Source organism: Arthrobacter gandavensis (genome assembly GCF_015355785.1).
Taxonomy (GTDB): Bacteria; Actinomycetota; Actinomycetes; order Actinomycetales; family Micrococcaceae; genus Arthrobacter_B; species Arthrobacter_B gandavensis_A.
The window spans coordinates 651381-676301 of sequence record NZ_JADKYW010000006.1 but is presented as its reverse complement, the minus strand read 5'-3'; the positions used below and the strand labels follow the sequence as shown (position 1 = coordinate 676301).

22 protein-coding genes are annotated in these 24921 nt (G+C 64.2%); 13 read left to right on the top strand and 9 right to left on the bottom strand.

Annotated elements, in window-relative coordinates; translation table 11 throughout:
* Positions 1–2: 2 nt before the first annotated feature.
* The 3 genes from ITX31_RS14915 to ITX31_RS14905 are packed head-to-tail and all read right to left on the bottom strand — an operon-like array spanning position 3 to position 2484.
* On the bottom strand, positions 3–1289 hold the full coding sequence (locus ITX31_RS14915) for an alanine racemase (RefSeq protein WP_194784155.1): 1287 nt from the start codon (positions 1287–1289) through the stop codon (positions 3–5).
* A gap of 28 nt (positions 1290–1317) precedes the next feature.
* A complete protein-coding gene (locus tag ITX31_RS14910; RefSeq protein ID WP_194784154.1) occupies positions 1318–2103 on the bottom strand; it encodes a MerR family transcriptional regulator in 786 nt (261 codons plus the stop codon).
* 42 nt (positions 2104–2145) lie between these two features.
* Positions 2146–2484, bottom strand: coding sequence for a hypothetical protein (locus tag ITX31_RS14905; protein ID WP_194784153.1), 339 nt, complete (start codon positions 2482–2484; stop codon positions 2146–2148).
* Positions 2485–2710: 226 nt separating this feature from the next.
* Here ITX31_RS14905 and ITX31_RS14900 point away from each other — a divergent pair, with 226 nt between their 5' ends.
* Positions 2711–3781, top strand: coding sequence for a fatty acid desaturase family protein (locus ITX31_RS14900; RefSeq protein WP_194784152.1), 1071 nt, complete (start codon positions 2711–2713; stop codon positions 3779–3781).
* Positions 3782–3866: 85 nt separating this feature from the next.
* Here the strand turns inward: ITX31_RS14900 and ITX31_RS14895 are convergent, their stop codons facing one another.
* Together ITX31_RS14895 and ITX31_RS15935 are read right to left on the bottom strand one after the other, a co-directional pair.
* Positions 3867–4673, bottom strand: coding sequence for an IS3 family transposase (locus ITX31_RS14895; protein WP_228529133.1), 807 nt, complete (start codon positions 4671–4673; stop codon positions 3867–3869).
* Between the two features lie 44 nt (positions 4674–4717).
* On the bottom strand, positions 4718–5206 hold the full coding sequence (locus ITX31_RS15935) for a helix-turn-helix domain-containing protein (protein WP_228529132.1): 489 nt from the start codon (positions 5204–5206) through the stop codon (positions 4718–4720).
* Positions 5207–5341: 135 nt separating this feature from the next.
* Between ITX31_RS15935 and ITX31_RS14890 the strand changes: the two genes are divergently transcribed.
* The gene (locus ITX31_RS14890) at positions 5342–6430 is read left to right on the top strand and encodes an App1 family protein (RefSeq protein WP_228529369.1); all 1089 of its coding nucleotides are present in this window, start codon (positions 5342–5344) and stop codon (positions 6428–6430) included.
* On the opposite strand, the gene ITX31_RS14885 is transcribed toward ITX31_RS14890, so the two are convergent.
* Both ITX31_RS14885 and ITX31_RS14880 read right to left on the bottom strand, forming a co-directional pair.
* Positions 6427–7521, bottom strand: coding sequence for an FUSC family protein (locus tag ITX31_RS14885; RefSeq protein ID WP_194784151.1), 1095 nt, complete (start codon positions 7519–7521; stop codon positions 6427–6429). The two genes, ITX31_RS14890 and ITX31_RS14885, sit on opposite strands and share 4 nt — an antisense overlap.
* Before the next feature lie 63 nt (positions 7522–7584).
* A complete protein-coding gene (locus tag ITX31_RS14880) occupies positions 7585–8547 on the bottom strand; it encodes a LysR family transcriptional regulator (RefSeq protein ID WP_194784150.1) in 963 nt (320 codons plus the stop codon).
* Between the two features lie 345 nt (positions 8548–8892).
* On the opposite strand from ITX31_RS14880, the gene nrdH reads away from it, so the two are divergent.
* The 4 genes from nrdH (at position 8893) to nrdF (ending at position 13008) form a co-directional block, all read left to right on the top strand.
* The gene (nrdH, locus tag ITX31_RS14875; protein ID WP_091605847.1) at positions 8893–9138 is read left to right on the top strand and encodes a glutaredoxin-like protein NrdH; all 246 of its coding nucleotides are present in this window, start codon (positions 8893–8895) and stop codon (positions 9136–9138) included.
* Positions 9139–9310: 172 nt separating this feature from the next.
* A complete protein-coding gene (gene nrdI, locus ITX31_RS14870) occupies positions 9311–9859 on the top strand; it encodes a class Ib ribonucleoside-diphosphate reductase assembly flavoprotein NrdI (RefSeq protein WP_194784149.1) in 549 nt (182 codons plus the stop codon).
* Positions 9856–11994 carry a class 1b ribonucleoside-diphosphate reductase subunit alpha gene (gene nrdE / locus ITX31_RS14865; protein WP_194784340.1) on the top strand — a complete coding sequence of 713 codons (2139 nt, stop codon included), beginning with the start codon at positions 9856–9858 and terminating at the stop codon, positions 11992–11994. The genes nrdI and nrdE overlap by 4 nt, the downstream gene beginning before the upstream one ends.
* A 39-nt stretch (positions 11995–12033) precedes the next feature.
* A complete protein-coding gene (nrdF, locus tag ITX31_RS14860) occupies positions 12034–13008 on the top strand; it encodes a class 1b ribonucleoside-diphosphate reductase subunit beta (RefSeq protein WP_091604277.1) in 975 nt (324 codons plus the stop codon).
* A 100-nt stretch (positions 13009–13108) separates the two neighbouring features.
* On the opposite strand, the gene ITX31_RS14855 is transcribed toward nrdF, so the two are convergent.
* On the bottom strand, positions 13109–17632 hold the full coding sequence (locus tag ITX31_RS14855) for a metallophosphoesterase (RefSeq protein WP_194784148.1): 4524 nt from the start codon (positions 17630–17632) through the stop codon (positions 13109–13111).
* Between the two features lie 289 nt (positions 17633–17921).
* The gene (arfB, locus tag ITX31_RS14850) at positions 17922–18344 is read right to left on the bottom strand and encodes an alternative ribosome rescue aminoacyl-tRNA hydrolase ArfB (protein ID WP_194784147.1); all 423 of its coding nucleotides are present in this window, start codon (positions 18342–18344) and stop codon (positions 17922–17924) included.
* Between the two features lie 175 nt (positions 18345–18519).
* On the opposite strand from arfB, the gene ITX31_RS14845 reads away from it, so the two are divergent.
* The 7 genes from ITX31_RS14845 (at position 18520) to ITX31_RS14815 (ending at position 24919) form a co-directional block, all read left to right on the top strand.
* Positions 18520–18951 (top strand): hypothetical protein, encoded by a 432-nt coding sequence (locus ITX31_RS14845; RefSeq protein ID WP_194784146.1) that lies wholly within the window; start codon positions 18520–18522, stop codon positions 18949–18951.
* Between the two features lie 114 nt (positions 18952–19065).
* On the top strand, positions 19066–20433 hold the full coding sequence (locus ITX31_RS14840; protein ID WP_323745706.1) for an NAD(P)/FAD-dependent oxidoreductase: 1368 nt from the start codon (positions 19066–19068) through the stop codon (positions 20431–20433).
* Positions 20434–20502: 69 nt separating this feature from the next.
* Positions 20503–21204 (top strand): M15 family metallopeptidase, encoded by a 702-nt coding sequence (locus ITX31_RS14835; protein WP_323745705.1) that lies wholly within the window; start codon positions 20503–20505, stop codon positions 21202–21204.
* A 496-nt stretch (positions 21205–21700) separates the two neighbouring features.
* Positions 21701–22234: a CGNR zinc finger domain-containing protein gene (locus ITX31_RS14830; RefSeq protein WP_194784144.1), complete on the top strand. Its 534-nt coding sequence runs from the start codon at positions 21701–21703 to the stop codon at positions 22232–22234.
* 143 nt (positions 22235–22377) lie between these two features.
* Positions 22378–23250: an aldo/keto reductase gene (locus ITX31_RS14825; protein ID WP_194784143.1), complete on the top strand. Its 873-nt coding sequence runs from the start codon at positions 22378–22380 to the stop codon at positions 23248–23250.
* 61 nt (positions 23251–23311) lie between these two features.
* Positions 23312–23791 (top strand): YbaK/EbsC family protein, encoded by a 480-nt coding sequence (locus tag ITX31_RS14820; RefSeq protein WP_194784142.1) that lies wholly within the window; start codon positions 23312–23314, stop codon positions 23789–23791.
* A gap of 138 nt (positions 23792–23929) precedes the next feature.
* A complete protein-coding gene (locus tag ITX31_RS14815) occupies positions 23930–24919 on the top strand; it encodes an aldo/keto reductase (RefSeq protein ID WP_194784141.1) in 990 nt (329 codons plus the stop codon).
* The last annotated feature ends 2 nt before the right edge of the window (positions 24920–24921 follow it).

The following is a 24921-nucleotide window of genomic DNA, read 5'->3' as shown; positions in this document are numbered from 1 at the left end:
GTTCACAGGAATGCCTTGCCTTCGCCGCGGTAGGTGGGCAGGACGGCTGCCACCTGCCCGTTCTTAACGATGTGGAACTCATTCACCCGTTCGGACAGTTCTCCGGACTTCGCGTGCCGCAGCCAGATCCGGTCCCCTGGCCGGAGACCGGCCGCTGCCGGTCCCGCCAGCGGCGTCTGTACCTCGCCTGCCCCCTCCCGCGGCAGCAGGCGCAGGCCCCGGGGCCACGCCACCTGAGGGACACGGCTGGGACCGGGAGGGCCGGAGGCGATCCACCCTCCGCCCAGCACCGTGGCGAACCCAGGGTCCGGCCGGCGAACCACATCCAGCGCGACTGCGGCTGCCGGCGCCGGAGTGAAGGAACGGTAGGTGCCGAACAGGTGCCCGGCGAAGACCCCCGATCCGGCCGTGATCTCAGTGACCGACGCATCCGCTGCAGTGGCTTCAACTGAACCCGTGCCTCCGCCGTTGACGAACTCAAGGTCAGCCAGCTCGCCCAGTGCCTGCACGATCCGGGCGCGCCTGGCGGTGAGTTCTGCCATCGACCGGCCCTGGACCAGGCGCATCAGACGGTTGCGGACCGCTGCGCCCGGAACTGCATTCCCGACGCCGGCCACCTGGGCTTCATACATCATCAGGCCCACCAGCTGGAAGCCGGGACGGGCAACGACCGTGCTGCCAAGCACTGCAGCCTGCGCAGGCGTATGCAGGGGAGAGCGGCGGGTACCAATGAACCCCAGCATCCGTGACCGCCAGGACGCATCGGCGTCCAGGCAGATCCGCAGCGTGCAGCGGCTGCCCGGCGGCAGGACAGCATCGATCAGGTCCAGCTGCTCCTCGCCGTCGACCATCAGCGTGACCCGGGAGGCCAGCAGTTCGTCCCCGGCAAGGCGGCGCAGTGCCTGCCGGTCCGCCGTCGGGTAACCCACCACCACGTCGTCGAAGTCCCTGGCGAGCCACAGCGCTTCCTCGAGGGTGAAGGCGAGGATTCCGGAAATTCCCGGCACCTGCTGCAGCGACTCCAGTACCCCGCGCACCCGCAGGGACTTGCTGGCGATCCGCAGGGGCACACCGCCGGCGCGGCGCAGCAGGTCACGGGTATTCCACCGGAGGGCATCGAGCTCCAGCACCGCGGCCGGCGCTGGGATCTCCTCGACCGCGCGGGTCAGCGACGCCCAGTAGACATCCGGGTTCCGCCACGGTTCGGCGGCGGTGACGGCGGCCAGGTCCAGCACCGTGCCGTCCGGGCGGGAACGCAGGAGGTCGGGGGAGGAATCTGTATCTTCCATGCCTGGATCCTAGCGGCGGGCAGCGCGTTTAGGGCTGAGGTTCGCTGCCCAAATAGGCAAGGAGGGCAGACCGGACGAAAGCCGCGCCACCGGCCCCGCCGTAGTTCGCGGCGAACCGCGGATCAGCCACATACATTTCCGCCAGGGAACGGACGTAGCCATCCAGCTCGCCCGCACCCGTGGGAGCTCCCGGGACGCTCTTCAGCCACGCGATATGCCGTTCCGCGAGTCCGTGTGCCACGGGGCCGGCGGGATCAGCTCCCTGTTCAGCGGCCTCTGACCAAGCGCGTCCCAGCTCCTGGGTTTGCTCCTGCCAGGCTGTGCGCTCGCCGTCGTCCATGTTCCTCCACCATTCGTCGGAGCGCGCGTAAGCCTGGCTCCCCCATCTGCTTTCAACCTCGTCCCTGTACCGGGTGTGGTCGAATCCGTCGAAGGTTTCCTCGGGCATGATCTGCAGTCCTTTCTCCAGTGCTGCGATGGTTCTCCGGACCGACGCGGCCTGCCGCAGCAGCCGGTCCTGTTCCTTTTCCAGCCACGACAGGTGGTTCCGCAGCTCCTCAGCGGGGTCTTCGCGGCGCTCCAGGATGCCCGCGATCCCGGGCAGTCCCAGACCGAGTTCGCGCAGCAGCAGGATGCGCTGCAGCCGTACCAACGAATCCCGTCCGTAGTAGCGGTGGCCGTTGCTGCCGGTCCGCGCAGGGGGCAGGAGGCCAATCGCGTCATAGTGGCGAAGGGTCCGGCTGGTGATGCCGGCCTGGCGCGCCACGTCCTGGACGCTGAACTCACGTGCCGGTTCCCGGTTGTTCGTGCTCATGCTGCAACGCTAGGGGTTGACGCAGCGTCAATGTCAAACGGTTCAGCCGCCCAGCTGCTCCGCGAGGCTCCGAAGCCGGCCAGTCGCCGCGAGTGCCTTGGCGGTTCGGAGCAGGCCGGCGATGTTCGCGGGGCCGGCATCATCCAGTGCGTGGCCGACGCCGGGAAGCAGCGGAGTATGCAGACGAACGTATCGCTCGCCCAGGGCAAGGCCCAGCAGGTTCCGGGTGAGGCGGCCGGGTGCTCCGTACAGGGACTCGATGACCGGTTCCATGGCAGTGAGCTGGGCGGGGTGAGCCAGCTGCGAGACCGCGTTGGATTCAAGGAGGATTCCGCGGATTCCGCGGATTCCGCCGCCGTCAATGGAAAGGACTCGGATCATTGCAGCTCCCGGTTTGTGACTGGCGCGGCGGTGCGTGGAAGCCATGCTTGCCGCCTGGTCAGTCCGCGGTCAACGGTGCGCGCCCGAACGGTCCGGCAAAGGCCGGAAGCTGATTGTTAAGCAGCGGTCACAGCGAACTACCAGTATTCCGGGTTACGCTTGCCACATCCATAGGGCATTTGCTCTACTTCGCGGCTGGGAAGTCGAAGAGACTTCAGAGGCGCTTATGAGCATTGCTGCACAACCACGTACTACCAGGAACCGCGAGAACGCTGTCGCCAGCAGCTACTCAGCGCTGCTGAAGATTATCCGCGACGAAGGCCTGCTCAAGCGGCGCCGTGCCTTCTACATCACGACCTTCGTGTTCCTCTGTGCCGGCCTCATCGCTGCCGGCACCGGCTTCTTCCTGATCGGGGAGAGCTGGTTCCAGCTGCTGATTGCGGCAGCCCTGGGCATCCTGTTCACGCAGCTTGCCTTTATTTCCCATGAAGCCTCCCACCGCCAGGTCTTCGAATCCGGCCCCGCGAACGACCGCGCCGGACGATTCCTCGCCAACGCCGTCGTGGGCATCAGCTACCAGTGGTGGATGAACAAGCACACCCGGCACCATGCCAACCCCAACACCGTGGGTAAGGACCCGGACATCGAGATGGACGCCATCTCGTTCCAGGTTGAGCAGGCCGAGACCCGGAAGGGTTTGATGGCCTGGCTGACCCGCCGCCAGGGCTGGCTGTTCTTCCCGCTGCTGCTGCTTGAAGGCATCAACCTGCACGCCACGTCCATCCGGCACCTGTTCTCCAGGAACAAGGTCAAGGGACGCTACACGGAAATCACCATGGTCTTCCTGCGCCTGGGCCTCTACGTGGCTGCGGTCTTCTTCTTCCTGCCAGTGGGCATGGCATTTGCCTTCCTGGGCGTCCAGCTCGGCGTTTTCGGTGTCTACATGGGCGCGTCCTTCGCGCCGAACCACAAGGGCATGCCGCTGATCCCGCGTGACTCCAAGGTCGATTTCCTCAGCCGCCAGGTCCTGACCTCGCGCAACATCACCGGCCGCGGCATGAACACGTTCATGGGCGGACTGAACTACCAGGTTGAGCACCATCTGTTCCCGAGCATGCCGCGCCCGCACCTGGCCCGCGCTTCGGAAATCGTGAAAGAGCACTGCGCCAAGCACAAGATTCCGTACACGGAGGCAACGCTCACGCAGTCCTACGCCATCGTGGTCCGCTACCTGAACCGCGTGGGCCTCTCCGCCCGCGATCCGTTCGACTGCCCGGTGCGGTCCCAGTACCGCTAGGCAAACGTCTGCCGGAAGAGACAGGCAACAAAGGACGGCTCCGGGATGAACTGCTCCCCGAAAGTTGGACTGGCCAAATAAGATCCTAGGCCGCGAGGGCCTGAGCACGGTATTGCACCGGGCTCAGGCCCTCGAGCTTTGTCGAGATGCGTTCATTGTTGTACCAGCCGATGTACTCGCGGAGCTGCGCTGCCAGGGCATCGGTGTTCAGGAACCGGACCCGGTGGAACAGCTCTTCCTTCAGATGACCGAAGAAGTTCTCCATCACCGCGTTGTCGTAGCAGTTACCTTTGCGCGACATTGACTGGACTGCGCCGGCATCATTGAGCAGAGCACGCCAGGACCGGTGCTGATACTGGAAGCCCTGATCCGAATGAACCATCGGCGCTTCACCAGACCTTAGGCTGGCCAGGGCATCGCGCAGGCACGAATTCGTGAGCTCCAGGTTCGGGGAGTCCCCGACCGAAAAAGACACTACCTGCCGGTCGTAGAGATCCATCACCGGTGAAAGATAGAGCTTGCGGTCACCGACACTGAACTCAGTCACGTCCGTAACCCATTTCTGGTTTGGTGCAGCAGCTTCGAATTCCCGGTTCAACAGGTTCGGCGCCACTACACCTTGCTCGCCGCGGTAAGAGGCGTAGCGTTTCCTGCGCCGGACTTTACAGACCAGCCGAAGAGAGCGCATCAGCTTCAAGACGGTCTTTTTCGCCACGGTCCAACCCTGCTTGACCAGTACCGTGTGGATGCGGCGGTGACCGTACCGGGCATGGTTCTTCTCGAAGATTTCCCGGACTGCGGCTTTGAGCTCAGCTTGTGGGTCCGGGTTCTGTAAGCGGGCTTGGTGGTAGAAAAACGTTGACCGAGCCAAGCCGGCCACGTCAAGGAGCAAGTCCAGACGGTGCTCGGCCTTGAGGGCGATGACAGCGCGGACTTTTAGCGCCGTTCCTTTCCCCTCAAGGCCTGAACTTTTCCCAGGAAGGCTACTTCTGCCCGCAGCCGCTCGTTCTCCCTACGCAACCGTTCAAGCTCCGACACCGGCCGCGCAGGAGCTTCGGTCAGCGCTTTCGGACGGCCCTTCGGTTTAGGACGCAAGCCCTCTTCGCCTTCGCTGCGGTACTTACTGACCCACGCCTTGATGAGATTGGGTGAGGACAGCTGGAACTCCTGAGCCAAGGCGACCTTCGTTTCTCCTGCAAGAAAGCGCTGAACAACCATGAGCTTGAACTCAAACGAAAACTTACGCTTGGTTGGCTTGGCCAATAGTGTTGTCCCTCCGCGCACTCTCCAGCGGTCGTATAACCCGTTTGCAGCCTTCTTGCTCACGCCAAGCTTCATGGCTACCGACTTGTACCCCCAACCCAGCTCAAATAAGGCTACCGCTGCCTCACGCTGCTCTTCCGACAATGAACTGCTGCTGTGCATAGAACTGCTCCCCGAGAGTGAACTGATTTCTCAGTCCAACTTTCGGGGAGCAGTTCAGGACCGGGGCCGTCCTTTTGCGTCATCCCCGGCCAAGGCCGGATATAAAGTGCACTGACTGTCTGCGAGACTGGGGGCATGCCTTCAACTTCTGTACCCGGACTGCCCGCCGTCAAACGCACCAAGGACCAGGCAATGCACATTGGTGCCCGGCTCGAGGACCGGATCCACTCCACCCGGATGAACGCTGCCCGCAAACGCGGGGGAGTGCAGACGGTCCTGTCCTTCACGGGTTACGGCTCGACGTCCTGGGTGCGGGTGCTGGGACGAGTGGTGCTGGCCAAGCCAGGCAAGCTCTCGGCCCGCACCGGTTCCGCCCAGGCACTGCGGGACGGGGTGCGCGGCTGGCGCAACTTCATCAGCCCGCCGGTCAACGACGCCGTGGTCTGCGTCGGGATCGGCGAGGAAAAACACCTGGTCACCGCGGACCGCGGAGGAGTCATCGACACGGTGCTGCCTGCATCCCTTGCTCCGGGCTGGCAGAGCATCACGCTGCGTCCGGAGGCAGAGCCCGACGCCGTGCCGGTTGCTTCGCCGGTGTACATCGTGGATCCAGCGGCCAAGACCGGTGTCATATCCGATATTGACGACACGATCATGGTCACGGCACTGCCGCGTCCCCTGCTGGCAGCATGGAACACCTTTGTGCTTGACGAGCATGCCAGGACTCCAACTCCGGGCATGGCAGTGCTGATGGACCGGCTGACGCGGGAGAACGAAGGCGGGCCGGTCTTCTACCTCTCCACAGGGGCATGGAACGTTGCTGCGACCCTGACACGCTTCATCACCCGCAACCTGTACCCGGCCGGACCGCTGCTGCTCACTGACTGGGGTCCCACCCGTGACCGCTGGTTCCGCAGCGGGCCGGAGCATAAGCGCACCCAGCTTGAGCGCCTGGCCAGGGAATTCCCTGACATCAGCTGGTTGCTCATCGGAGATAACGGCCAGCACGACGAGGCGATCTACGCGGAGTTCAGCCGAACCCATCCGCAGAATGTCCGGGCCGTGGCCATCCGGCAGCTTTCCCCGAGCGAGGCCGTCCTGGCCGGCGGACGGTCCTCCGGCCCGGGGGCACCTCCCCGGGATATCCCATGGATCTACGCTCCGGACGGCGCGGGCATGTCCCGCCAGCTGATGGAACAGGGGCTGCTGCCCGACGCCGGCTAGGGCTGGTCTTCCTCGGTGCGGATGGTGCGCATAATCCGCCGAAGGCTCATCGCCAGCGACGCCGTGGCATCAATAGGTGAATCCGGCGATGCCTGGCCGTTCATAGTGGTAACCAGCTCCTGGACGGCGTTGACGGCCTCGGTGTATTCCTCGGTATCCGCATCCCAGGTTTCTACGGCCTCTGCGGAGGCCAGCATGGCGCGTTCAAGTGCATCGGCAACCGCTTCCGGAACCGGTGTCTCCTCCGGTGAGCTCCAGATCGCGGTGGCGAGGACCTCCGTCATGTCCTCCACATAGAGCGTGACACGTTCCATGGCGCGCAGTGCACGGAAGTCGGCATTGAGATCACGCTGGTGGCGCCGCCGCCGCAGGTTGCCGTGACGGCTTGAATCGGCCAGCTGCACCGCTTCGCGGACTTCGCGGCTGAAGGAGATGAGCTCAGTCCGGCGATTGGACCAGTCTTCGTGTTCCGGGGGCCAGGACTCGCCAACTGCCATGCCCATCTCCCGCAGCTGACGGGCGAGGGTCAGCCGAAGCGAGGCCAGCCCGTCCACGGCTCCGTTGAGGTGCAGCGGCGGATACAGCACTGCGTTGACGGTCAGTCCCACCAGCACCCCCACGAGCATCTGCACGGCGTAGCCGTAGGAGTAACCGTCCGCGTTGTCTCCGCCCAGGACCAGCACAAAGAGAGCGGCGACCGGCAGGTAGTCCCGTCCTGCGCCGAGCCGGGGGATGCCGGCGAGGAGCACGCCAAGGCCAACAATCAGGGAGATGGTCCACACCGTGGGCCCGCCGAAGAAGAGGGCGATCAGGGCCAGGCCGATTCCGCTGACGAGACCGATCAGGGTCTGTATTCCGGCCCGCGCCGTGCCGGCCACCGTGGGGTACATGCTGACCAGCGCGCCAAGGGGGGCGTAGTAGGGATACTCAGCGGCGACCCCGGGCACCAGTGGGGCCAGGCTCCAGGCGATGCCGACTGCTACGGCCGCCTTAACGGCCAGCTGGAACCGGGTGTACCGCAGCATTCCGGTGAGCCGGTTGGATACAGCCGCCAGGGAGGGTTTGGGCAGGGTCTTGCCTCGCAGAGCCATTTGGCCAGTATGCCTGCTGCCCGCCGGACCGTCGATTTATGCGACCTGTCCCACTATCCGGGGCTATCCGGGGCCGGCAGCCCGGTTTCGCGGCGCGGGCGGCGGTCCGGGGGAGGGCGAGATGCTGATGCCCTCCAGCACGTCTGCCAGCCGGTCCAGGAAGACCCGGGTGCGCGGGCCCTGCCGGTCATTGATGACCAGGGCAAAGATGCTGCGGGCAAGGCGTATCTCCGGGACATCAAGGACAACGACGCCGCGGCTGCCGTTAAGCATGGCAAGTTCCGGAACCAGTGCAGCTCCTATGCCCGCCGCGGCCATCCCCAGGCTCGCGTTGAAGTCGTCACAGTAGGCCGCGACCCTCGGGTGGAGGCTGCATCCGGCGAACAGCCGTTCGATGACGAGCGCATCCGGAGTGCCCGGATGATGCATGATCCACGGCATGTCAGAGAGCTGTTCAGCGGTGACCTTGGCGCCCGGACGGATTCCCCACGCCTCCGGAAGAACTACCCGGAAGTTGTCATCCCCAAGCCACTGCCGGCTCACGGTTCCGGGCCAGGCCAAGCCTCCCTGTCCCACCTGGAATACCAGCGCAACATCCAGTTCCCCGCCGCTGCGGAGCCCCTGGATAGTCTGTCCGGGTTCGGCAACGAAGATCTTCAGGTCGATCCCCAGGTCCTTCCAATCCGGGGACCCCACCAGGCGGGGGAGGGCGAACGTAGCGAGGCTGGGAAAAATGCCCAGGCGCAGTTCGTGTCCGGTGCCCGCTTCGGCGCGGGCCGCGGCTGCCAGCAGTGCATCCATATCAGTCAGCACCTTTGAGGCATGGCGGGACATCACGACGGCGGCTTCCGTCGGTACTGCTGCGCGCGCTGACCGCTGGAAGAGAATGGTTCCGGTTTCGCGCTCCAGTGCCGACATCTGCTGCGAAACGGCTGAGGCGGTGTAGCCCAGGTGCACTGCGGCCGCAGCGAAGGATCCCCGGCGCATGACTTCCAGCAGTGTCTTGAGATGGATCGGGTTGACCACGGCCGTCGTTTTCCCCTCTGTGGTGCGTCGAATCGACGTCGACCACAATATCTAGTGGTGACAGCTACTACGCGCGACACGCCCAGCAGGGGCGACACGCGCTCATTCAACTGGCCCCACAGCCTGTGCACCCGGCCTCCACAGGCTGTGGAGAAGTCTCCGATTCCCAGCGGAAATCCACGTAAATCAACGGCGTTGCCTGTGCAGAAACTGTGGACGACGGACGTGTGGAATGACATACTTGTAATACATCATCTAGGGGTAGGGCGCTGGCTGTCGCACTAGATGTAGTGGCTGGATGTAGTATCAATGGACAGACTTCAGCATTACCTAGGGGAGACCACCATGACCGTTACGGTTTACACCAAGCCTTCGTGCGTACAGTGCAACGCCACCTACCGCGCCCTCGACAAGAAGGGCATCGCGTACCAGAGTGTTGACATGTCCCAGGACCCGGAAGCTCTCGAGCGCGTACGGGCACTGGGCTACATGCAGGCTCCCGTGGTCATCACGGACCAGGACTCCTGGTCCGGCTTCCGCCCGGACAAGATCGAGGAACTGGCACAGGCAAGCGTCACCTCCGTCGCCTAGCCTGGACTAGACGCACGCTGCCGGTTCCGGCCAGGAAGGCATAAGGGACGGCAGCCGTAACTCAGTACGGGTAACTCAGTACGGGTAACTCAGTACAAGCAATTAAGTACGGGCAATTCAGTACAGGCGCAGCAGCCAGGAAGCCAGACCGCTGTCAAAGAAGCAGGATGCAATGACATTGGGAACCGTGAATCAGCGAGCCGGAGCCGCCTCAGGCTCCGGTACGCTGCATGTCCCGGGCCATTCTGCCGGGGACCCGGATTTCCCGGAGTCCCATCCGGTTACCGACGCAGACCTGGTGTTCTTCACCTCCGCATCCGGCTACACCGGACGGTTCGCGGCCAAGCTGGACCGGCCTTCCGCACGGATTCCGCTGCTGACCTCAGCGCCGACGCTGCTGGCACGCAGGCCATACGTGCTGTTGCTTCCCACCTACGGCGGAACGGCAGCGCAGCCGGGAGCCGCAGCCAAGGGCGCGGTTCCCAAGCAGGTCATCAAATTTCTGAACGTCGAATCAAACCGGGCACTTATCCGGGGTGTGATCGGCGCGGGCAACACAAACTTCGGCGAGAACTACTGCCTGGCGGCGGACATCATTTCCGCCAAGTGCCAGGTCCCCGTTTTGTATCGATTTGAACTCATGGGCACGTCGGAGGACGCTGCCACGGTAAACCAAGGATTGGAAGAGTTTTGGACACATCAGTCGCAGAAGCCGGCATGACGGACTCCAAGGAGCTGCCGGAAGCCTACAAGGGCCTGGGCTATCACGAGCTCAACGCCATGCTGAACCTCTACGGCAAGGACGGTGAAATCCAGTTCGACGCCGACCGCGCGGCTGCACGCCAGTACTTCCTTCAGCACGTCAACAACAACACCGTGTTCTTCCACGACCTGGAAGAGAAGCTGGACTACCTGGTCAAGAACGACTACTACGAGCGCGAGACGCTTGACCAGTACACGATGAACTTCATCCGTGAGCTCTACAACCGCGCCTACAAGAAGAAGTTCCGCTTCGAAACCTTCCTTGGCGCCTTCAAGTTCTATACCTCCTACACGCTGAAGACCTTTGACGGCAAGCGCTACCTGGAGCGCTACGAAGACCGCGTCTGCATGGTTGCCCTGCACCTGGCCCGCGGCAACGAGCAGCTGGCTACCCAGATGGTGGACGAGATCATCGAGGGCCGTTTCCAGCCCGCCACCCCCACCTTCCTCAACGCCGGCAAGAAGCAGCGCGGCGAGCTGGTCTCCTGCTTCCTGCTGCGCATCGAAGACAACATGGAGTCGATCGGCCGGTCCATCAACTCCGCACTGCAGCTCTCCAAGCGCGGCGGCGGTGTTGCCTTCGCGCTGACCAACATCCGCGAGGTGGGTGCCCCGATCAAGCAGATCGAGAATCAGTCCTCCGGCGTCATCCCCGTGATGAAGCTCCTGGAAGATTCCTTCTCCTACGCGAACCAGCTCGGTGCCCGCCAGGGCGCCGGTGCCGTGTACCTGCACGCCCACCACCCGGACATCAACCGGTTCCTGGACACCAAGCGGGAGAACGCGGACGAGAAGATCCGCATCAAGACCCTCTCCCTCGGCGTCGTTATTCCGGACATCACCTTCGAGCTGGCCAAGCGCGACGAGGACATGTACCTGTTCTCCCCGTACGACGTCGAAAAGGTCTACGGCATGCCGTTCTCCGACGTCTCGGTCACCGAGAAGTACTACGAGATGGTCGATGACTCCCGGATCAAGAAGACCAAGATCAAGGCCCGCGAGTTCTTCCAGACACTGGCCGAAATCCAGTTCGAATCCGGCTACCCGTACATCATGTTCGAGGACACGGTGAACCGGGAAAACCCGATCGACGGCAAGATCATCATGTCCAACCTGTGCTCGGAAATCCTCCAGGTTTCCCAGCCCACCACGTACAACGATGACCTGTCCTACGACCAGACCGGCAAGGACATCTCCTGCAACCTGGGCTCGCTGAACATCGCGAAGACCATGGATTCGCCGGACTTCGGCCTCACCATCGAGACAGCTATCCGTGCGCTGACCGCTGTCTCGGACATGAGCCACATCGGTTCGGTTCCGTCCATCGCCAAGGGCAACGACCAGTCGCACGCCATCGGCCTGGGCCAGATGAACCTCCACGGCTACCTTGCCCGCGAGCGGGTCCACTACGGATCCGTTGAAGGCATCGACTTCACGAATATCTACTTCTACACGGTGGTTTACCACGCCGTGCGCGCCTCGAACCTGCTGGCCATCGAAACCGGCCGCACGTTCGCAGGCTTCGAGAAGTCCAAGTACGCCTCCGGCGAGTTCTTCGACAAGTACGTGAACGGCGAATGGGTTCCGCAGACCGAGCGTGTGCGTGAACTGTTCGAGAGCGTGCACATCCCCACCCAGGCCGACTGGGCTGCGCTGCGCGCTTCGGTCATGGAGCACGGCATCTACAACCAGAACCTGCAGGCTGTTCCGCCGACCGGTTCGATTTCCTACATCAACAACTCCACCTCTTCCATCCACCCGGTGGCGTCGAAGATCGAAATCCGCAAGGAAGGCAAGCTGGGGCGTGTCTACTACCCGGCTCCGTACCTGACCAACGACAACCTGGAGTACTACCAGGATGCGTACGAAATCGGCTACGAGAAGATCATCGACACCTACGCCGCTGCCACGCAGCACGTGGACCAGGGCCTGTCCCTGACGCTGTTCTTCAAGGACACCGCCACCACGCGTGACATCAACAAGGCGCAGATCTACGCCTGGCGCAAGGGCATCAAGACCATCTACTACATCCGCCTGCGCCAGCTCGCCCTGGAAGGCACCGAAGTTGAGGGCTGCGTCAGCTGCATGCTGTAGCCGCCGTCCCGCTTCGACTTCTTCAAGACAAGGAAAACAATGACCGAGAAGCTTAAGCTGATCGACCACGTGCAGGCGATCAACTGGAACCGCATCCAGGATGACAAGGACGTAGAAGTCTGGAACCGCCTGGTGAACAACTTCTGGCTGCCTGAGAAGGTGCCACTGTCCAACGACGTCCAGTCATGGAACACGCTGACGCCTGAAGAGCAGCAGCTGACCATGCGCGTCTTCACCGGCCTGACCCTGCTGGACACCGTGCAGGCAACGGTTGGTGCCGTCTCCCTGATCCCCGATGCGCTCACCCCGCACGAGGAAGCGGTCTACACGAACATCGCGTTCATGGAGTCCGTCCACGCCAAGAGTTATTCCTCGATCTTCTCCACCCTGTGCTCCACCAAGGAGATCGAAGAAGCCTTCCGCTGGTCCACGGAGAACGAGAACCTGCAGAAGAAGGCCCACATCGTCACGGACTACTACCGCGGTGATGATCCCCTGAAGCGCAAGGTGGCCTCCACCCTGCTGGAGTCCTTCCTCTTCTACTCCGGCTTCTACCTGCCGATGTACTGGTCCTCCCGGGCCAAGCTCACAAACACTGCAGACCTGATCCGCCTGATCATCCGTGATGAGGCCGTGCATGGCTACTACATCGGCTATAAGTTCCAGCGCGGACTGGAGACCGTTTCCGAAGAGCGCCGCCAGGAGCTCAAGGACTACACGTACGAGCTCCTGTACGAGCTGTACGAGAACGAAGTCCAGTACACGCACGACCTGTACGACGGCGTCGGGCTGGCTGAGGACGTCAAGAAGTTCCTGCACTACAACGCCAACAAGGCCCTGATGAACCTGGGCTACGAGGCCATGTTCCCGTCGACCCTGACGGACGTGAACCCGGCTATCCTTTCGGCACTGTCACCGAATGCGGATGAGAACCACGACTTCTTCTCCGGCTCGGGCTCGAGCTACGTAATAGGCAAGGCCGTGAACACCGAAGACGAGGACTGGGACTTCTAGCCCGGCACTGCTGGAGCGAGTTCCTTTCGGCAAACCGCAAGGGCCGTCTATCCGGGGAAATTCCCGGATAGACGGCCCTTGCGGTTTCCTGCGGAGGCGGTCAGTGCTGAGCTGCGCGGCCCCGCTTGGCAAACCGCAGGACAACGCCTGCGGCTATGAGCAGTGCCCCTGCTCCGGCTGCAAGCATCCAGCCACGCTGGACCCCGGTTGCGGCCAGTGTGCCCTTGCCGTTCGCTGCGTCCGGGTCCGCAGCCGACGGGTTACTGCCAGCCGGCCCGGAGTCGCCGCTGCCGGAGTCCGTGCCAGCCCCCGCCGTGCCGGGCCCGGAGGTCCCAGGCGCCTGGCCCGTACCGCCAGTACCAGTACCGCCAGTACCAGTACCGCCAGTGCCCGTACCGGGCGTCTGGCCGCCGCCGTTCCCGTCGCCGGTCCCGTTCCCGTCGCCGGGAACGGGGGGATCAGCAGGATCGGTGGGATCGGGTACCGGCCCGGGGTTGAGCGCCAGGAGGTTTACCGGGGAGTAATGCACGGCACCGTGGGGGTCGCGGGTCTCGACGTACCAGCCCCGCCCGCCTTCGCCCGGGGTGGCCCAGGCGGCAGTGACAACCGACCCGCTCTCAACCTCGGTCTGGCAGCTGATGTCTGCAGTGGTGAGAACGTCCACGGAGAACGCATCGGTGGCCAGTTCCTTGGCACGGATCTCGATGCCCAGGTCAGCGTAGCTCATGGTGAATTCCTGATGCTGGGGTTCCAGCGAAGGATCCGTCGAGTTGTACTGGTCCAGCGATGGTGAGTACGTGCGGGCAGTGACGTTCCCTGCGGCGTTGTCGAAGTGCAGGAGCCTCAGGAAGCCCTGACCGCCTTCGGGCAGACCCTGGTAGTCAAACAGGATCTGCTGGACCTTCCGGTCGGCGGTGCCGTCGCCGTCGTCATCAAATTCGTCCACCCGGGTGTAGGCATCGTGGTAGTGCCCGGAGAAGACCATGTACACGTTGGGGTTCGCTGCAACTACCTCATTCTGGATCCGCTGCGGAACCGGACCCAGCCCGCCGGTCGTCAGAAGGTATTCGTGCAGGTTCAGCACTGCGGTGCGTTCGGGGTATTTCTCCAGGATGCTGTTCATCCAGTCGATTTCCTCGTCGGCGGGTCCCCAGCCCATGTAAAGCATGATGAAGTCGATTCCGCCGGCGGTGATGAGGTCATAGTGTCCCCGGTTGTCCTGGTACGTGCCGCCGTACCAGGGGTTCTGGCTGAACCGTTTGGCGCCGAACCAGTTTGAGAAGGCTCCGTAGTCTCCCGTCTTGTGTCCGACGTCGTGGTTTCCGGCCAGCACCCCGTACGGCAGTCCTGCCTCATCCAGCTGCCGGTAGGCGGCGTCTGCGTTTTCCCACTGGTACTGCTTGTCCGACTCGTCGACGATGTCGCCGGTGTGGAAAACGTACTGCAGGTTGAGGTCATCACGGCGGTCCAGGAAATACTTGTGGATGTTCAGCTGGTGGTCGTAGAAGGTCTCGTTGTAGTACTGCGTGTCCGATTCCCAGCCGAGCGTGAAGTCGTAGTCGTTCCGCGGCGTGTCCTGGGGATGGGCAGGAGCCACCGCGGTGGAACGGGTGGACCGGTCCGCCCCGGCGAAACCTTCGGAGTGCTGGATCAGGACCTGCATTTTCCCGTCAGCCGTGTGATCCGCTGCGGGGACCATGGCCGTGAGGTCGAAGGCGGCAGCGCCGGCGGCCCCGCTGGTGGTGACGTGGCGGTCCACTTCTTCCCACGCACCGGTGGTCCTGTTCAGCACGTACATCAGGACCTTGGCTTCGGGGTTGGCCGATCCGGTCCACTTGAGCCGGGCGGTGTAGTCCGTCCCCGCCCCCGGAGGGACGGTGACTTCGAAGAGCTGGTACGGGAATTCGCTGCTGGAAGACACAGCCGATTCGATCCCGTCAGAGCCAAGGATCTTCTGCAGTTCGCCCTGATCCAGCAGGGTCTTCGCTGACCGGTCCAGTCCGGCGGCGGTGCTTGTGGTGCCGCTGTAGGAAGCCATGGATGATGTTCCGGGAGTAAGGCGGTAGCCTTCGCGGAAGCACACGTCCAGGCGGTCTGCGCTGGGGTCCGTGACACGGGCGCTCAACGTCACGGGACCGCCGTCGATTGCCGTGTTGTCTGCGGGGGAGAGTCCGTCAGCGGAGGGCTGCTCCACCGGGGTGGTGAACCGGATGGTCCGTTCGGCGATGTTGCCTGCCTTGTCCTCGCCCGTAATGGCCAGGTCATGGGATCCCGCCTGGAGAGTGAGCGACGACGTCTCGTAGGGAAGCTGGATCGTTTCCCCGTCAAGGACCGCGCTGATGGAGTCAACGCCGGATCCGGCGTCCGAGGCAGAAGCGTCGATGGTGAAGACGCCCTGGTAATCGCGCCCATCCTCGATGGTTGTTGCCAGCGCGGGGGCGGTGTTGTCAACGCTGACGGTGCGGGTGAGCGATGATCCCGGGATCTCGGCGCTGACGGTGTGGCCGCCGTCCGGAACGGCGGTGGTGTCCCAGGCGTAGGAACGGGCGGTGAAGGCGTTCTCCGGGACCGTGAAGGAAGCATCGAAGAAGTCGAGTTTCCCGGCGCTGTCTCCCATGTTCAGCACCTGGTTCGGGTCGGTGTACCCGGCCGGATAGAGCGTGCGGCCATCCGGCAGGATCATCCTCAGGTTCTTGATCTGGAAATCGTCGTTGTTTTCATCCGGATCGATTTCCGGGGCGGCCTTCGTGCCCGAGTACACGCTCAGGACAGTGTCCCGGCCCGGAGAAACCTTGGACAGCGGAACCGGCACGGTGATGGTCTCGTAGCCCTCATAGATTCCGTCGTCAAAAATGTGCAGGACGTCTTCCCCCGCAAGGACACCGTTGCGGAAGAACGTGTCAACGCCGCCTGCCTCAAACGCGAAAACCGGTTCGTCTTCGAGCGCGGGGACGGTGCTCTCCACGACGGTCCCGTCGATGCCCAGCTGCACGGGAGAGGGGAACTGGTCCGCCGCAGCCGCCACCGTGGTGGTACCGGAGACGAACTGGCCATCTTCGAGGTTAAGGCGGACAGGCGCGTTGTCCACGCCTTCAGCGTTGATCCGGCGCAGCTCGGTCCGTGAGGTGGTGGTCCCGTCACTGGCTGCCAGATAGTACTCATACCATTTCTTGCCGGTAAGGTCGGCCGTCGCCACCTTGTGGGTGAACTGCAGGCTGGATGGTATCCCGGTGTTGGTGGCCTGAAGGTTGATGGCGGTGAAGTCCTGGTCCGCGCTGCTCTTGAGGTAGAGGGTGAGGCTGCGGACTATCGAGTCGTCCTTGGCCTCAGCCTCGATGCTCAGCTCGGTACCGGCGTTGAAGGTGGACGCTGTGGCATCGGTGATCTCCGGTGCCGCCCCGTCGATCGGCAGGACCTGCAGCGGGTTGGCGGCCTGCTGCCCGGATACTGAACCCGGCGTTGGGGCCGCGTTGCCGAGCAGCGCCTGGCGCGTCCGGTCCTCTGGATCCGCTGTGTACTGCAGCCCCTGGCCTGCGGCGACGTCTTTGGTCCCGCCGAGGTTGTAGTACGCCCGGTTCACCGGTATTCCGGATTTGGTGGTGATCTCAATGCCACGGGCGCTGCCGTTCGCCATGCCGCCGGTGTGGATCTCCACGATGTTGGTGCCGGCGGCCAGGCTGGTGCCGTAGATGCGATTGAACTCGTCGGCGCCCAGGCCGTCATTGGGACCGTTCTTAATCCAGAAGACGAGGGTGCCGCCGGCGGGGATCGCAACGTCGCCGGGGGTGGCAGGCCAGTCCGTAACGCTGGAGTTACTGAGGTCTTCCAGCGGGTAGAGATAGCGCAGCTGGTAGTCGCTGAAGTTGATGGCCTGGCTGGTGGGGTTGTAGACCTCGACGAACTCGAATCCGTCAGAGCCTCCCACATTCGGCGAGTCGGCAAGGAGTTCGGTGATCTGAAGCTCGGCGCCCGCTGCCGTTTTCGGGTCCGCAGGCGTTCCGGTTGGGGACGGATCAGGTTCGGGTTCAGTCGGAGTGGGTGTTGGCTGCGGCTCGGTGGGAGTCGGCTCAGGGGCCGGGCCGGTTGGCTCCAGTGCGGCTGGATCCACGATCCCGGGGGTCGGGGCTCCGGAACTGAAAAGCTGGAGGGCGCCGCCGCCGCTGTCCCCGGACCCGAAATGGGCGGAGACATCAATGCCAGTGGAGCCGGCGGGGTAGTAGGACCAGCTGATGCTCCGGCCGGCCGTATCGGAGACGCGGATGCCGCGTTCTCCGCCATTGGCGAGTCCGGCCTGTCCGGATACCCGGACCAAGGGGTACTCGGTCGATGCAGATCCGGTCAATGAGGCGTAGTAGGCGCGGAATTCGGCGTCCGTTTTGCTGGCTGTGTCTACTGTCGCAGTTTGGTACTGCACCCAGAACACGGCTGCCTGTCCGGCCTTGATGACAGTCCCGTCCGGAACCTCGAGGAGAACATCACGGCTTCGGTCATCGGAATCGGCATAAGTGTAGGAGAGCTGCGCTCCGGCAGTCCCAACGGAAATGTCGGTCCCAGTGGTATTCAGGACCTCAAAGAATTCGAAGTTGTCATATCCAGTGTTGTCCGGTGCTATCTCGGTGACCATTAAATCCGGCACACCTGATGACGGGGCAGCTGTCGCGGCGGCCATTGAGGTGGTCAGCAAGCCGGCTGTAACAGCGGCAGCCAATGACACGGCGGTCACGGCGGAAACCAAATTCCGGCCATACCTTCCGGGCACGGGTTGGCAGGGGGACTGCGGCAAGGGAGGACTCCTAGGGGAAGAACGGGTGATTCCCAGAGCCTAGGGATGGAACGTGTCCGGCAGCTGAACAACAAACCAATTGAGGGATACGTTCGGCCGGCCCTCCCGGGAGAGCGGCAGGGAGGCGAATTCAGTCCCGCCGGGGCTTCTGCCGCTGCTGTCTGGTCACTGACCGCTGCTTCTTGGCGTCGAGGCGCCGAACCTTCGAACCCCGGGTGGGTTTGGTGCGGCGGCGCGTGGCGGGGCCGGGTTCGAGCCCGCGGGCCACAGCCTCGGCGAGTTTCGCCAGGGCAATCTCGCGGTTGCGCAGCTGGGACCGCTGTTCCGACGCGGTCACCATCAGGGATCCGGCAATGAGGCGTTGCCCCAGCCGCTCGAGCAGCGCCGCCCGCTGCTCGTCGGACAGCACCGCCGAACCCGCAACGTTCCATGACAGGGCGACTCGGCTGTCCGTGGTGTTCACGTGCTGCCCGCCTGGTCCGGAAGAACGGGAGAAGCGCCACTGAAGTTCCGCGGCAGGAATCGTCAGCGCAGGCGATACCGGTAAGTCCATGGCACCAGCGTCGCATGAATACTCCGCTGCCTGCGTCAGGCACCCACGTGCCCATTGTGCCTGCGGGCTAAGCTGAGGACCGACAGAGGCCTGGGGCTGCGCATGCCGCAGCGAAGGGCACCAAAATCTCATGGGGGAGACGCTGGATATGGGCAGAGGGCACACTGGTTATTCTGTGGCTGGAACACTTCTGGCAGCAGCGGTGCTGCTCGCGGGCTGCGCATCCGGCGCCGCCGGGGAACCCGCGCCGGACGTGCAGCTGTCACGATTCAGCTCCGCGGATGAGCTGCTGGCCGCCGTCAACGGACTGTATGGCTGCGATCCTGAAACGGCAGCGGAGCCGGGGACAATCGTCTTCGACGGATACCTGCCCCAGTACGCCATGTGCTCCGAGGGGCTGCAGATTGTCCGCTACGAAAATGAGGAAGACCGGATCACCGTTTCTAACATGCTGCCCAACGCCCAGAATGGACCGCTCGGCGTGGCTGAGGGTGCCAACTGGCACGTGCTGCCTCGGCCCGGAACCGCGGCTCCCGGCGAGAAGGAGCTGAAGGACCTTGCCTACCAGCTGGGCGGCCGCTACGTGGACCTCACCGCGGACGGATGAGCCCCGGTTGCCCAACCACTGAAAACAGATGGCGCTGAATAGCCAGGCTCGCCGGGTGCCGCACTACTGTGAGGTTCGAATAGTGTTTCCGGAATCTGAAAAGAGAGTTTGAACGTGAATATCCCGGCCGAAGAATTCGACACGGTTGTTGTGGGGGCAGGAGTGTCGGGCCTTACCGCTGCCCGGCTGCTGGCTGCCAGGGGCCACCGGGTGGTGGTACTTGAGGCGAGGGACCGGATCGGCGGAAGGCTCCATACCGAACGCCTCGACGGCCGGGTCACGGACCTCGGCGCCTCCTGGATCCACGGGATCGACGGCGGGCCGCTGCACGCTCTGACGCGTGCCTTCGGCATGGAGGACGCCGAGTTCACGGTTGGCAGCTACCAGCCGGGCGGCCGGCCCATCGCGTACTACGGGCCCGACGGCGCCCGGCTCTCCGACAGCGCCGCCGGCCAGTTCATCGCCGACGCCGCCCGCGTGGAAGACCAGCTTGCTGCCATCATCGAGGTCACGCCGCCTGGCGCCAGCTACGCGGAAGCGGCGCGTACCGCCGTCGGTCAGGTGGCCGAGGCTGAAAACTGGAACCAGGAGCGCGCCGCGCGCATCGTTGAATACCTCGACCACCGATCCGAAGAGCAGTACGGTGCCGACTCGCACCTGCTCGACGCCCACGGGCTGGAGGACGAAGTCATCGTCGGGGACGAGGTGGTTTTTCCCGGCGGGTACGACGAGCTGGCTGCGAACCTGGCGGACGGGCTCGACGTGCGCCTCGAACACGTGGTGACCCGTGTCCTTCGTGCCGGGGCCGCAGGGGTGAAGTCCGGCGTCGTGGTGGAGACGGACCGGGGAACCTTCACTGCTGCCCAGACGGTGATTACCGTTCCGGTCGGCGTGCTGCAGGCTGAACGCATCGCCTTTGACCCCTCGCTGCCCGGTGGGGTCACCGACGCCGTCTCCAAGTTCAGGATGAATGCCTTCGAAAAGGTCTTCCTGCGCTTCCCGGAGCGGTTCTGGGATGAGGGCGTATATGCCATCCGGCGCCAGGGGAAGGCCGCGAAGTGGTGGCATTCCTGGTACGACCTAACTGATCTTTACGGCGAGCCCACGCTGCTCACGTTCGCGGCCGGGGAATGCGCGCAATCGATCCGGGGATGGTCCGACGGCCTCGTGGTGGACTCCGTGATGGCCTCGCTGAGGGAGATTTACGGCTCCCGGGTACCCAGCCCCGTGCACGCCCGGATCACCCACTGGCAGGACGACGAGTGGGCTGGAGGTGCCTACGCGTACATGGCGCGCGGCTGCACCGCAGACGACCACACGCGCCTGGCCGAGCCGGTCGGCGGCGTGCTGCATCTTGCCGGCGAAGCGACCTGGGAAGCTGATCCTGCCACGGTGAATGCTGCCCTGTGCTCGGGGCACCGCGCCGCTGAACGAATTCTCGGAACAACGGTGCCCTACGAAGTCCTGGCCAAACCGCTGTAGGCGCCGCTTCCCGCGCGGAGAATATCCGCGCCGGTACTGCTCCGCGGTGCGGATTGTGGGAAAGTTGCCGTGGAGGAAGAAATGCCGCGCCAGCTCGTCAAGACACACATTGCCCTCATCGGGTCTGTCTGCCTGTGCCTGCTGGGATATCTGTCCTGGTTTGAGTCCCAGGCCGGACAAGCGTCTGCGCTGGCCACGCAGCTGGACTTCAACTCCCCGGCCAGCGTCGCCGTCGTCGTCAACAAGGACCGCCCGCTCGCGGACCCGGCGTACGTACCGAAGGAACTGTACGACGGCGGCGGAGTGCTGCTGCGTCCAGAGGCCGGCGCCGCCTACAGCCGGCTGATTGCTGATGCTGCGGCTGCCGGCGTAGGCATTTCCGCGGTCAGCGGGTTCCGGACTGCCGAAGAGCAGGCCCGGATCCATGCTTCCTACTCCGCCAGCTATGGGGATGAGGAGGCGGACGGGATTTCCGCCCGGCCGGGGCACAGCGAACACCAGACCGGCTTGGCCGTTGACATTGCCAATGCGGACGGAACCTGCGCCCTCGAAGCCTGTTTCGATGCAACGCCCGCCGGAGCCTGGGCAGCGGAGAACGCCCACCGGTACGGCTTCGTCATCCGTTATCCCCAGGGCCGTGAAGCAGTGACCGGGTTCGCCTACGAGCCGTGGCACCTGCGGTTTGTGGGTGCGGAAATAGCCGCGGAACTGTACGAAACCGGCAAAACACTCGAAGAGTTCGCCGGCCTGCCGCCGGCTCCGGACTACTGAGCGTTTAGCGGCGCGCGCTCCCATTCTCCGTTACGCCTGCCTCCTTCTGTGACCTCACGGGACAAGATCCTCAACGATGGTTGGGAAGCTGGGCAGGGGATACCGGCACCAGGGGAAGAGTGCCGGGTTAGGCGGCTTTAATCATCCAAGCGAGCCCTTCGAGCACCGGATTTTCGTTGCCGCCGTTCCGGTGCTCCTCCCGGCCTGAACTACCCGGCCGCCGCCGCAGACGGCTCGGTTTTCAGGGCAGTCACCGTGCCTCGGCTACTCGGAACCGTCACCGGATAGCTCACCGGACTGGCAGGCATCGGCGAACCCGGCGTACCCAGTTCCACCCGCATGACCCGGCAGCGCACACTCCGCACGTAGGCCACGGTTCCCTGCGAGGTCGAATGCCGGGACACCGTGACCCAGGCGTGCTCGCAGGCGGCTGCCGGGGGAACCTGCCGCGGTAGTGCATCTGTATTCATCTTCCCGAGCATGCTGTAATGCTCTTATGCATCTCAACCCTTACGGCGAGTACGCAGTGCTGCTGGCCGCTTCCCTCGCAAACGACTGGCCCGATTCCCGGGCAGGCATCGTCCGCCGGGCCCGCGACTTCGGCATGACGATGGCTTTTCCGGAAGCACCGGATGACTGCCGGCAGGTGCACCGGGTGATCCAGCGCTGGCTGGAGGTTGTGGATGCGGCCACCGCGGACGCGCGTGCCGAGCTCCTGAACGTGCTGATGAAGGACGCTGCGGCATATCCACGGCTGACGGACCATGACCAGGAAGGCTGGCATCTGCATTACCGCGACGGCGGCCAGTCGCTTTCCGAAGTGCTGCTTGCGGTTTTCAGCGTGGGAACCGCGCTTCACCTGACTACGCGGGGAATGACCCGCCTGCGGCGCTGCGAAGCAGGTGAGGCGCCCGGGGATGCCTGCCGGAACGTGGTGGTGGATATCACGCGCAACGGCAGGCAGCGTTTTTGCTCGGTGCGCTGCGGCAACCGGGCCGCCGTCCGTCGGCACCGGGCTTCCCGGACCTGAGCATACAGCCGGCTTCCCGGTGTGGCAGCCGGACAACCGGACACCCGGTATCCGGCCATGACGGCCCCGGCAAAGCCACGAAGACTGTCCACCGGGTTCCGAGTGCGGGATTCTGGAAGCCAGACCCTGCACTAGGAGCTGCGATGAACGCCATCATGCCCAGGCTGACCCTGAACAACGGCGTAGCAATGGATGCCGTGGGATTCGGTGTTTACCGAAGCGCTCCGGCGGAGACCGCGGTAGCGGTGGAGACCGCGCTCGCCAACGGCTACCGGCTGATCGATACTGCAGCCGCATACCGCAACGAGGCGGAGGTGGGCGCCGCCCTGTCCGAGTCCGGCGTGGACCGGGCCGAACTCTTCATCACCACCAAGCTCTGGGTGGAAGACTACGGTTATGACTCTGCCCTGCGTGCGTTCGACGCGAGCATGGCCAGGCTGGGCCTGGATGTGCTGGACCTATACCTGCTTCATCAGCCGCTGCCGTCCGGCTTCGAGGCGACCATTGCCTCCTACCGGGCCCTTCAGACGCTGTATGAGCAGGCCAGGGTCCGGGCCATTGGCGTCAGCAACTTCACTACCGCGGAGCTGAGTGAGCTCCTGGCACGCACCGACGTCGTACCTGCCGTCAACCAGATCCAGGTACATCCCTACTTCAGCCAACCGTACCTGCGCTCTTTCAACCTGGAGCGCGGCATCCTGACGGAGGCGTGGTCGCCCATCGGCGGTGTGATCCGCTACCGGAACCACGGCTCCGGCACCGCTGGGAAAGATCCGCTGCATGATCCGGTGCTTCTGGACATCGCGGCGGCACATCACAAGACCGCCGCCCAGGTGATCCTGCGGTGGGAGATCCAGCTGGGCATGTGCGTCATTCCCAAGTCGGTCACGCCCAGACGGATAGCGGAAAACATCGACCTGTTCGACTTCTCCCTCAGTGCCGGGGAGCTCTCCCGTATCAGTGCCCTGGACACCGGTATCCGCTCCGGACCGGATCCGCACGCCATCACCCGGTAGGCGGGACTTCGGGACGACAGATGACGACGCCGTGCCGCTGGGTTTTGCTAGTGTCGCGGGCATGGAGAATCCGGAGTGGGCATCGGCAGCGGCACGGGTCAAGGACGCGCTGGCGCAGCTGGGATCGGCTGCGGCGGTGGTGGTCACGGACGGCTCGGCACACACCGCTGCCGAGGCAGCACAGACCCTGGGCTGTGCTGTAGGAGCGATTGGCAACTCCCTGGTGTTCATGGCCGACGGCGTTCCGCTCCTGGTCATCACCAGCGGAGCCCACCGTGTGGACACCGCAGCGCTGGCACAGCGGTTGAACAAGCAGAAGGTCAAGCGTGCCTCGGCTGGGCAGGTGCACGAAGCCACCGGCCAGCAGGTGGGCGGTGTGGCCCCGATAGGGCATCCCTCGCCGGTGGAAACGGTCATCGACCGGGACCTGGCCGGCTATCCCGACGTCTGGGTAGCGGCCGGAACCCCGTACTCGGTGTTCCGGACCGACCTCGGGGAACTCGTCCGCCTCACCGGCGGCGCCGTGGTCCGGGTGGACTGAGGATTTCCCGGGGAACGGTGCCGGAGCTGTTGACGGAGCTGCCGGCCCGGAGCAGGGTGGAAGGCAAAACGGGCGGAACGGACCAAAGCCAGCCATCCGGCGTCGAGCGCTGAGCGTCCGCATGACGGGAGAAAACGGATGAAGACGCGCGAACTGGGTATGGCGGGCCTGAAAGTGTCGGAGCTGGGACTGGGCTGCATGGGGTTCAGCCAGGGCTACGGACCATCGGGCAGCCGCGAAGACGCCATCACACTCATCCGTACGGCTTTCGACCGGGGGGTGCGGCTCTTCGACACTGCGGAAGTCTACGGTCCCTACAGTAATGAGGAGCTGGTGGGGGAAGCGGTGGCGCCGTTTCGCGACCGCGTGGTTGTGGCCACGAAATTTGGGTTCAAGATCAACCGCGACGGCCGCCAGGTTGGCCTGGACAGCCGTCCCGAGCACATCCGCGAAGCAGTGGAAGGCTCCCTTCGCCGCCTGCAGGTTGAATCGATCGACCTCCTGTACCAGCACCGGGTTGACCCGGAGGTGGCCATTGAAGACGTGGCCGGTACGGTAAGGGAACTCATCACCGAGGGCAAGGTGAAACACTTTGGCCTCTCGGAAGCCTCAGCGGCAACCATCCGGGCGGCCAACGCGGTGCAGCCGGTCACCGCGGTGCAGAGCGAATACTCGCTGTGGTGGCGTGAGCCGGAGGAACACGTGCTGCCGGCCTGCGGGCAGCTGGGCATCGGGTTTGTTCCGTTTAGCCCGCTGGGACGGGGTTTCCTTACCGGAAAGATTTCCCCGTCCACCGAATTCGCCCCGGGGGACATGCGGGCGAGGCTGCCTCGCTTCACACCGCAGGCCCGGCAGGCAAACCAGGCTGTGGTTGACCTGCTCAGGCAGCTGGGCGAAGCCAAGGACGCGACGCCGGCGCAGATAGCCCTCGCGTGGCTGCTCGCGCAGAAGCCGTGGATCGTCCCGATCCCGGGAACGCGGAAGCTGGAACGGCTGGAGGAGAACCTCGACGCGAGCAGTGTTTCCCTGAGCGCGGAGGACCTGCTGGCCATTGACGCCGCCGCGTCCGGACTTCGGATCGAAGGCGCCCGCTACCCTGAAGAACTGGAGAAGACGATCGACCGCTAGAG

What these genes read in the sequence shown, in the direction of transcription:
- ITX31_RS14830 (WP_194784144.1), top strand. Translation starts at nt 21,701, where the DNA reads ATGCATCTCAACCCTTACGGCGAGTACGCAGTGCTGCTGGCCGCTTCC.
- ITX31_RS14815 (WP_194784141.1), top strand. Translation starts at nt 23,930, where the DNA reads ATGAAGACGCGCGAACTGGGTATGGCGGGCCTGAAAGTGTCGGAGCTG.
- nrdF (WP_091604277.1), top strand. Translation starts at nt 12,034, where the DNA reads ATGACCGAGAAGCTTAAGCTGATCGACCACGTGCAGGCGATCAACTGG.
- nrdI (WP_194784149.1), top strand. Translation starts at nt 9,311, where the DNA reads ATGACATTGGGAACCGTGAATCAGCGAGCCGGAGCCGCCTCAGGCTCC.
- ITX31_RS14910 (WP_194784154.1), bottom strand. Translation starts at nt 2,103, where the DNA reads ATGAGCACGAACAACCGGGAACCGGCACGTGAGTTCAGCGTCCAGGAC.
- ITX31_RS15935 (WP_228529132.1), bottom strand. Translation starts at nt 5,206, where the DNA reads ATGCACAGCAGCAGTTCATTGTCGGAAGAGCAGCGTGAGGCAGCGGTA.
- ITX31_RS14825 (WP_194784143.1), top strand. Translation starts at nt 22,378, where the DNA reads ATGAACGCCATCATGCCCAGGCTGACCCTGAACAACGGCGTAGCAATG.
- ITX31_RS14890 (WP_228529369.1), top strand. Translation starts at nt 5,342, where the DNA reads ATGCCTTCAACTTCTGTACCCGGACTGCCCGCCGTCAAACGCACCAAG.
- ITX31_RS14855 (WP_194784148.1), bottom strand. Translation starts at nt 17,632, where the DNA reads ATGGTCACCGAGATAGCACCGGACAACACTGGATATGACAACTTCGAA.
- arfB (WP_194784147.1), bottom strand. Translation starts at nt 18,344, where the DNA reads ATGGACTTACCGGTATCGCCTGCGCTGACGATTCCTGCCGCGGAACTT.
- ITX31_RS14900 (WP_194784152.1), top strand. Translation starts at nt 2,711, where the DNA reads ATGAGCATTGCTGCACAACCACGTACTACCAGGAACCGCGAGAACGCT.
- nrdE (WP_194784340.1), top strand. Translation starts at nt 9,856, where the DNA reads ATGACGGACTCCAAGGAGCTGCCGGAAGCCTACAAGGGCCTGGGCTAT.
- ITX31_RS14885 (WP_194784151.1), bottom strand. Translation starts at nt 7,521, where the DNA reads ATGGCTCTGCGAGGCAAGACCCTGCCCAAACCCTCCCTGGCGGCTGTA.
- ITX31_RS14915 (WP_194784155.1), bottom strand. Translation starts at nt 1,289, where the DNA reads ATGGAAGATACAGATTCCTCCCCCGACCTCCTGCGTTCCCGCCCGGAC.
- nrdH (WP_091605847.1), top strand. Translation starts at nt 8,893, where the DNA reads ATGACCGTTACGGTTTACACCAAGCCTTCGTGCGTACAGTGCAACGCC.
- ITX31_RS14905 (WP_194784153.1), bottom strand. Translation starts at nt 2,484, where the DNA reads ATGATCCGAGTCCTTTCCATTGACGGCGGCGGAATCCGCGGAATCCGC.
- ITX31_RS14820 (WP_194784142.1), top strand. Translation starts at nt 23,312, where the DNA reads ATGGAGAATCCGGAGTGGGCATCGGCAGCGGCACGGGTCAAGGACGCG.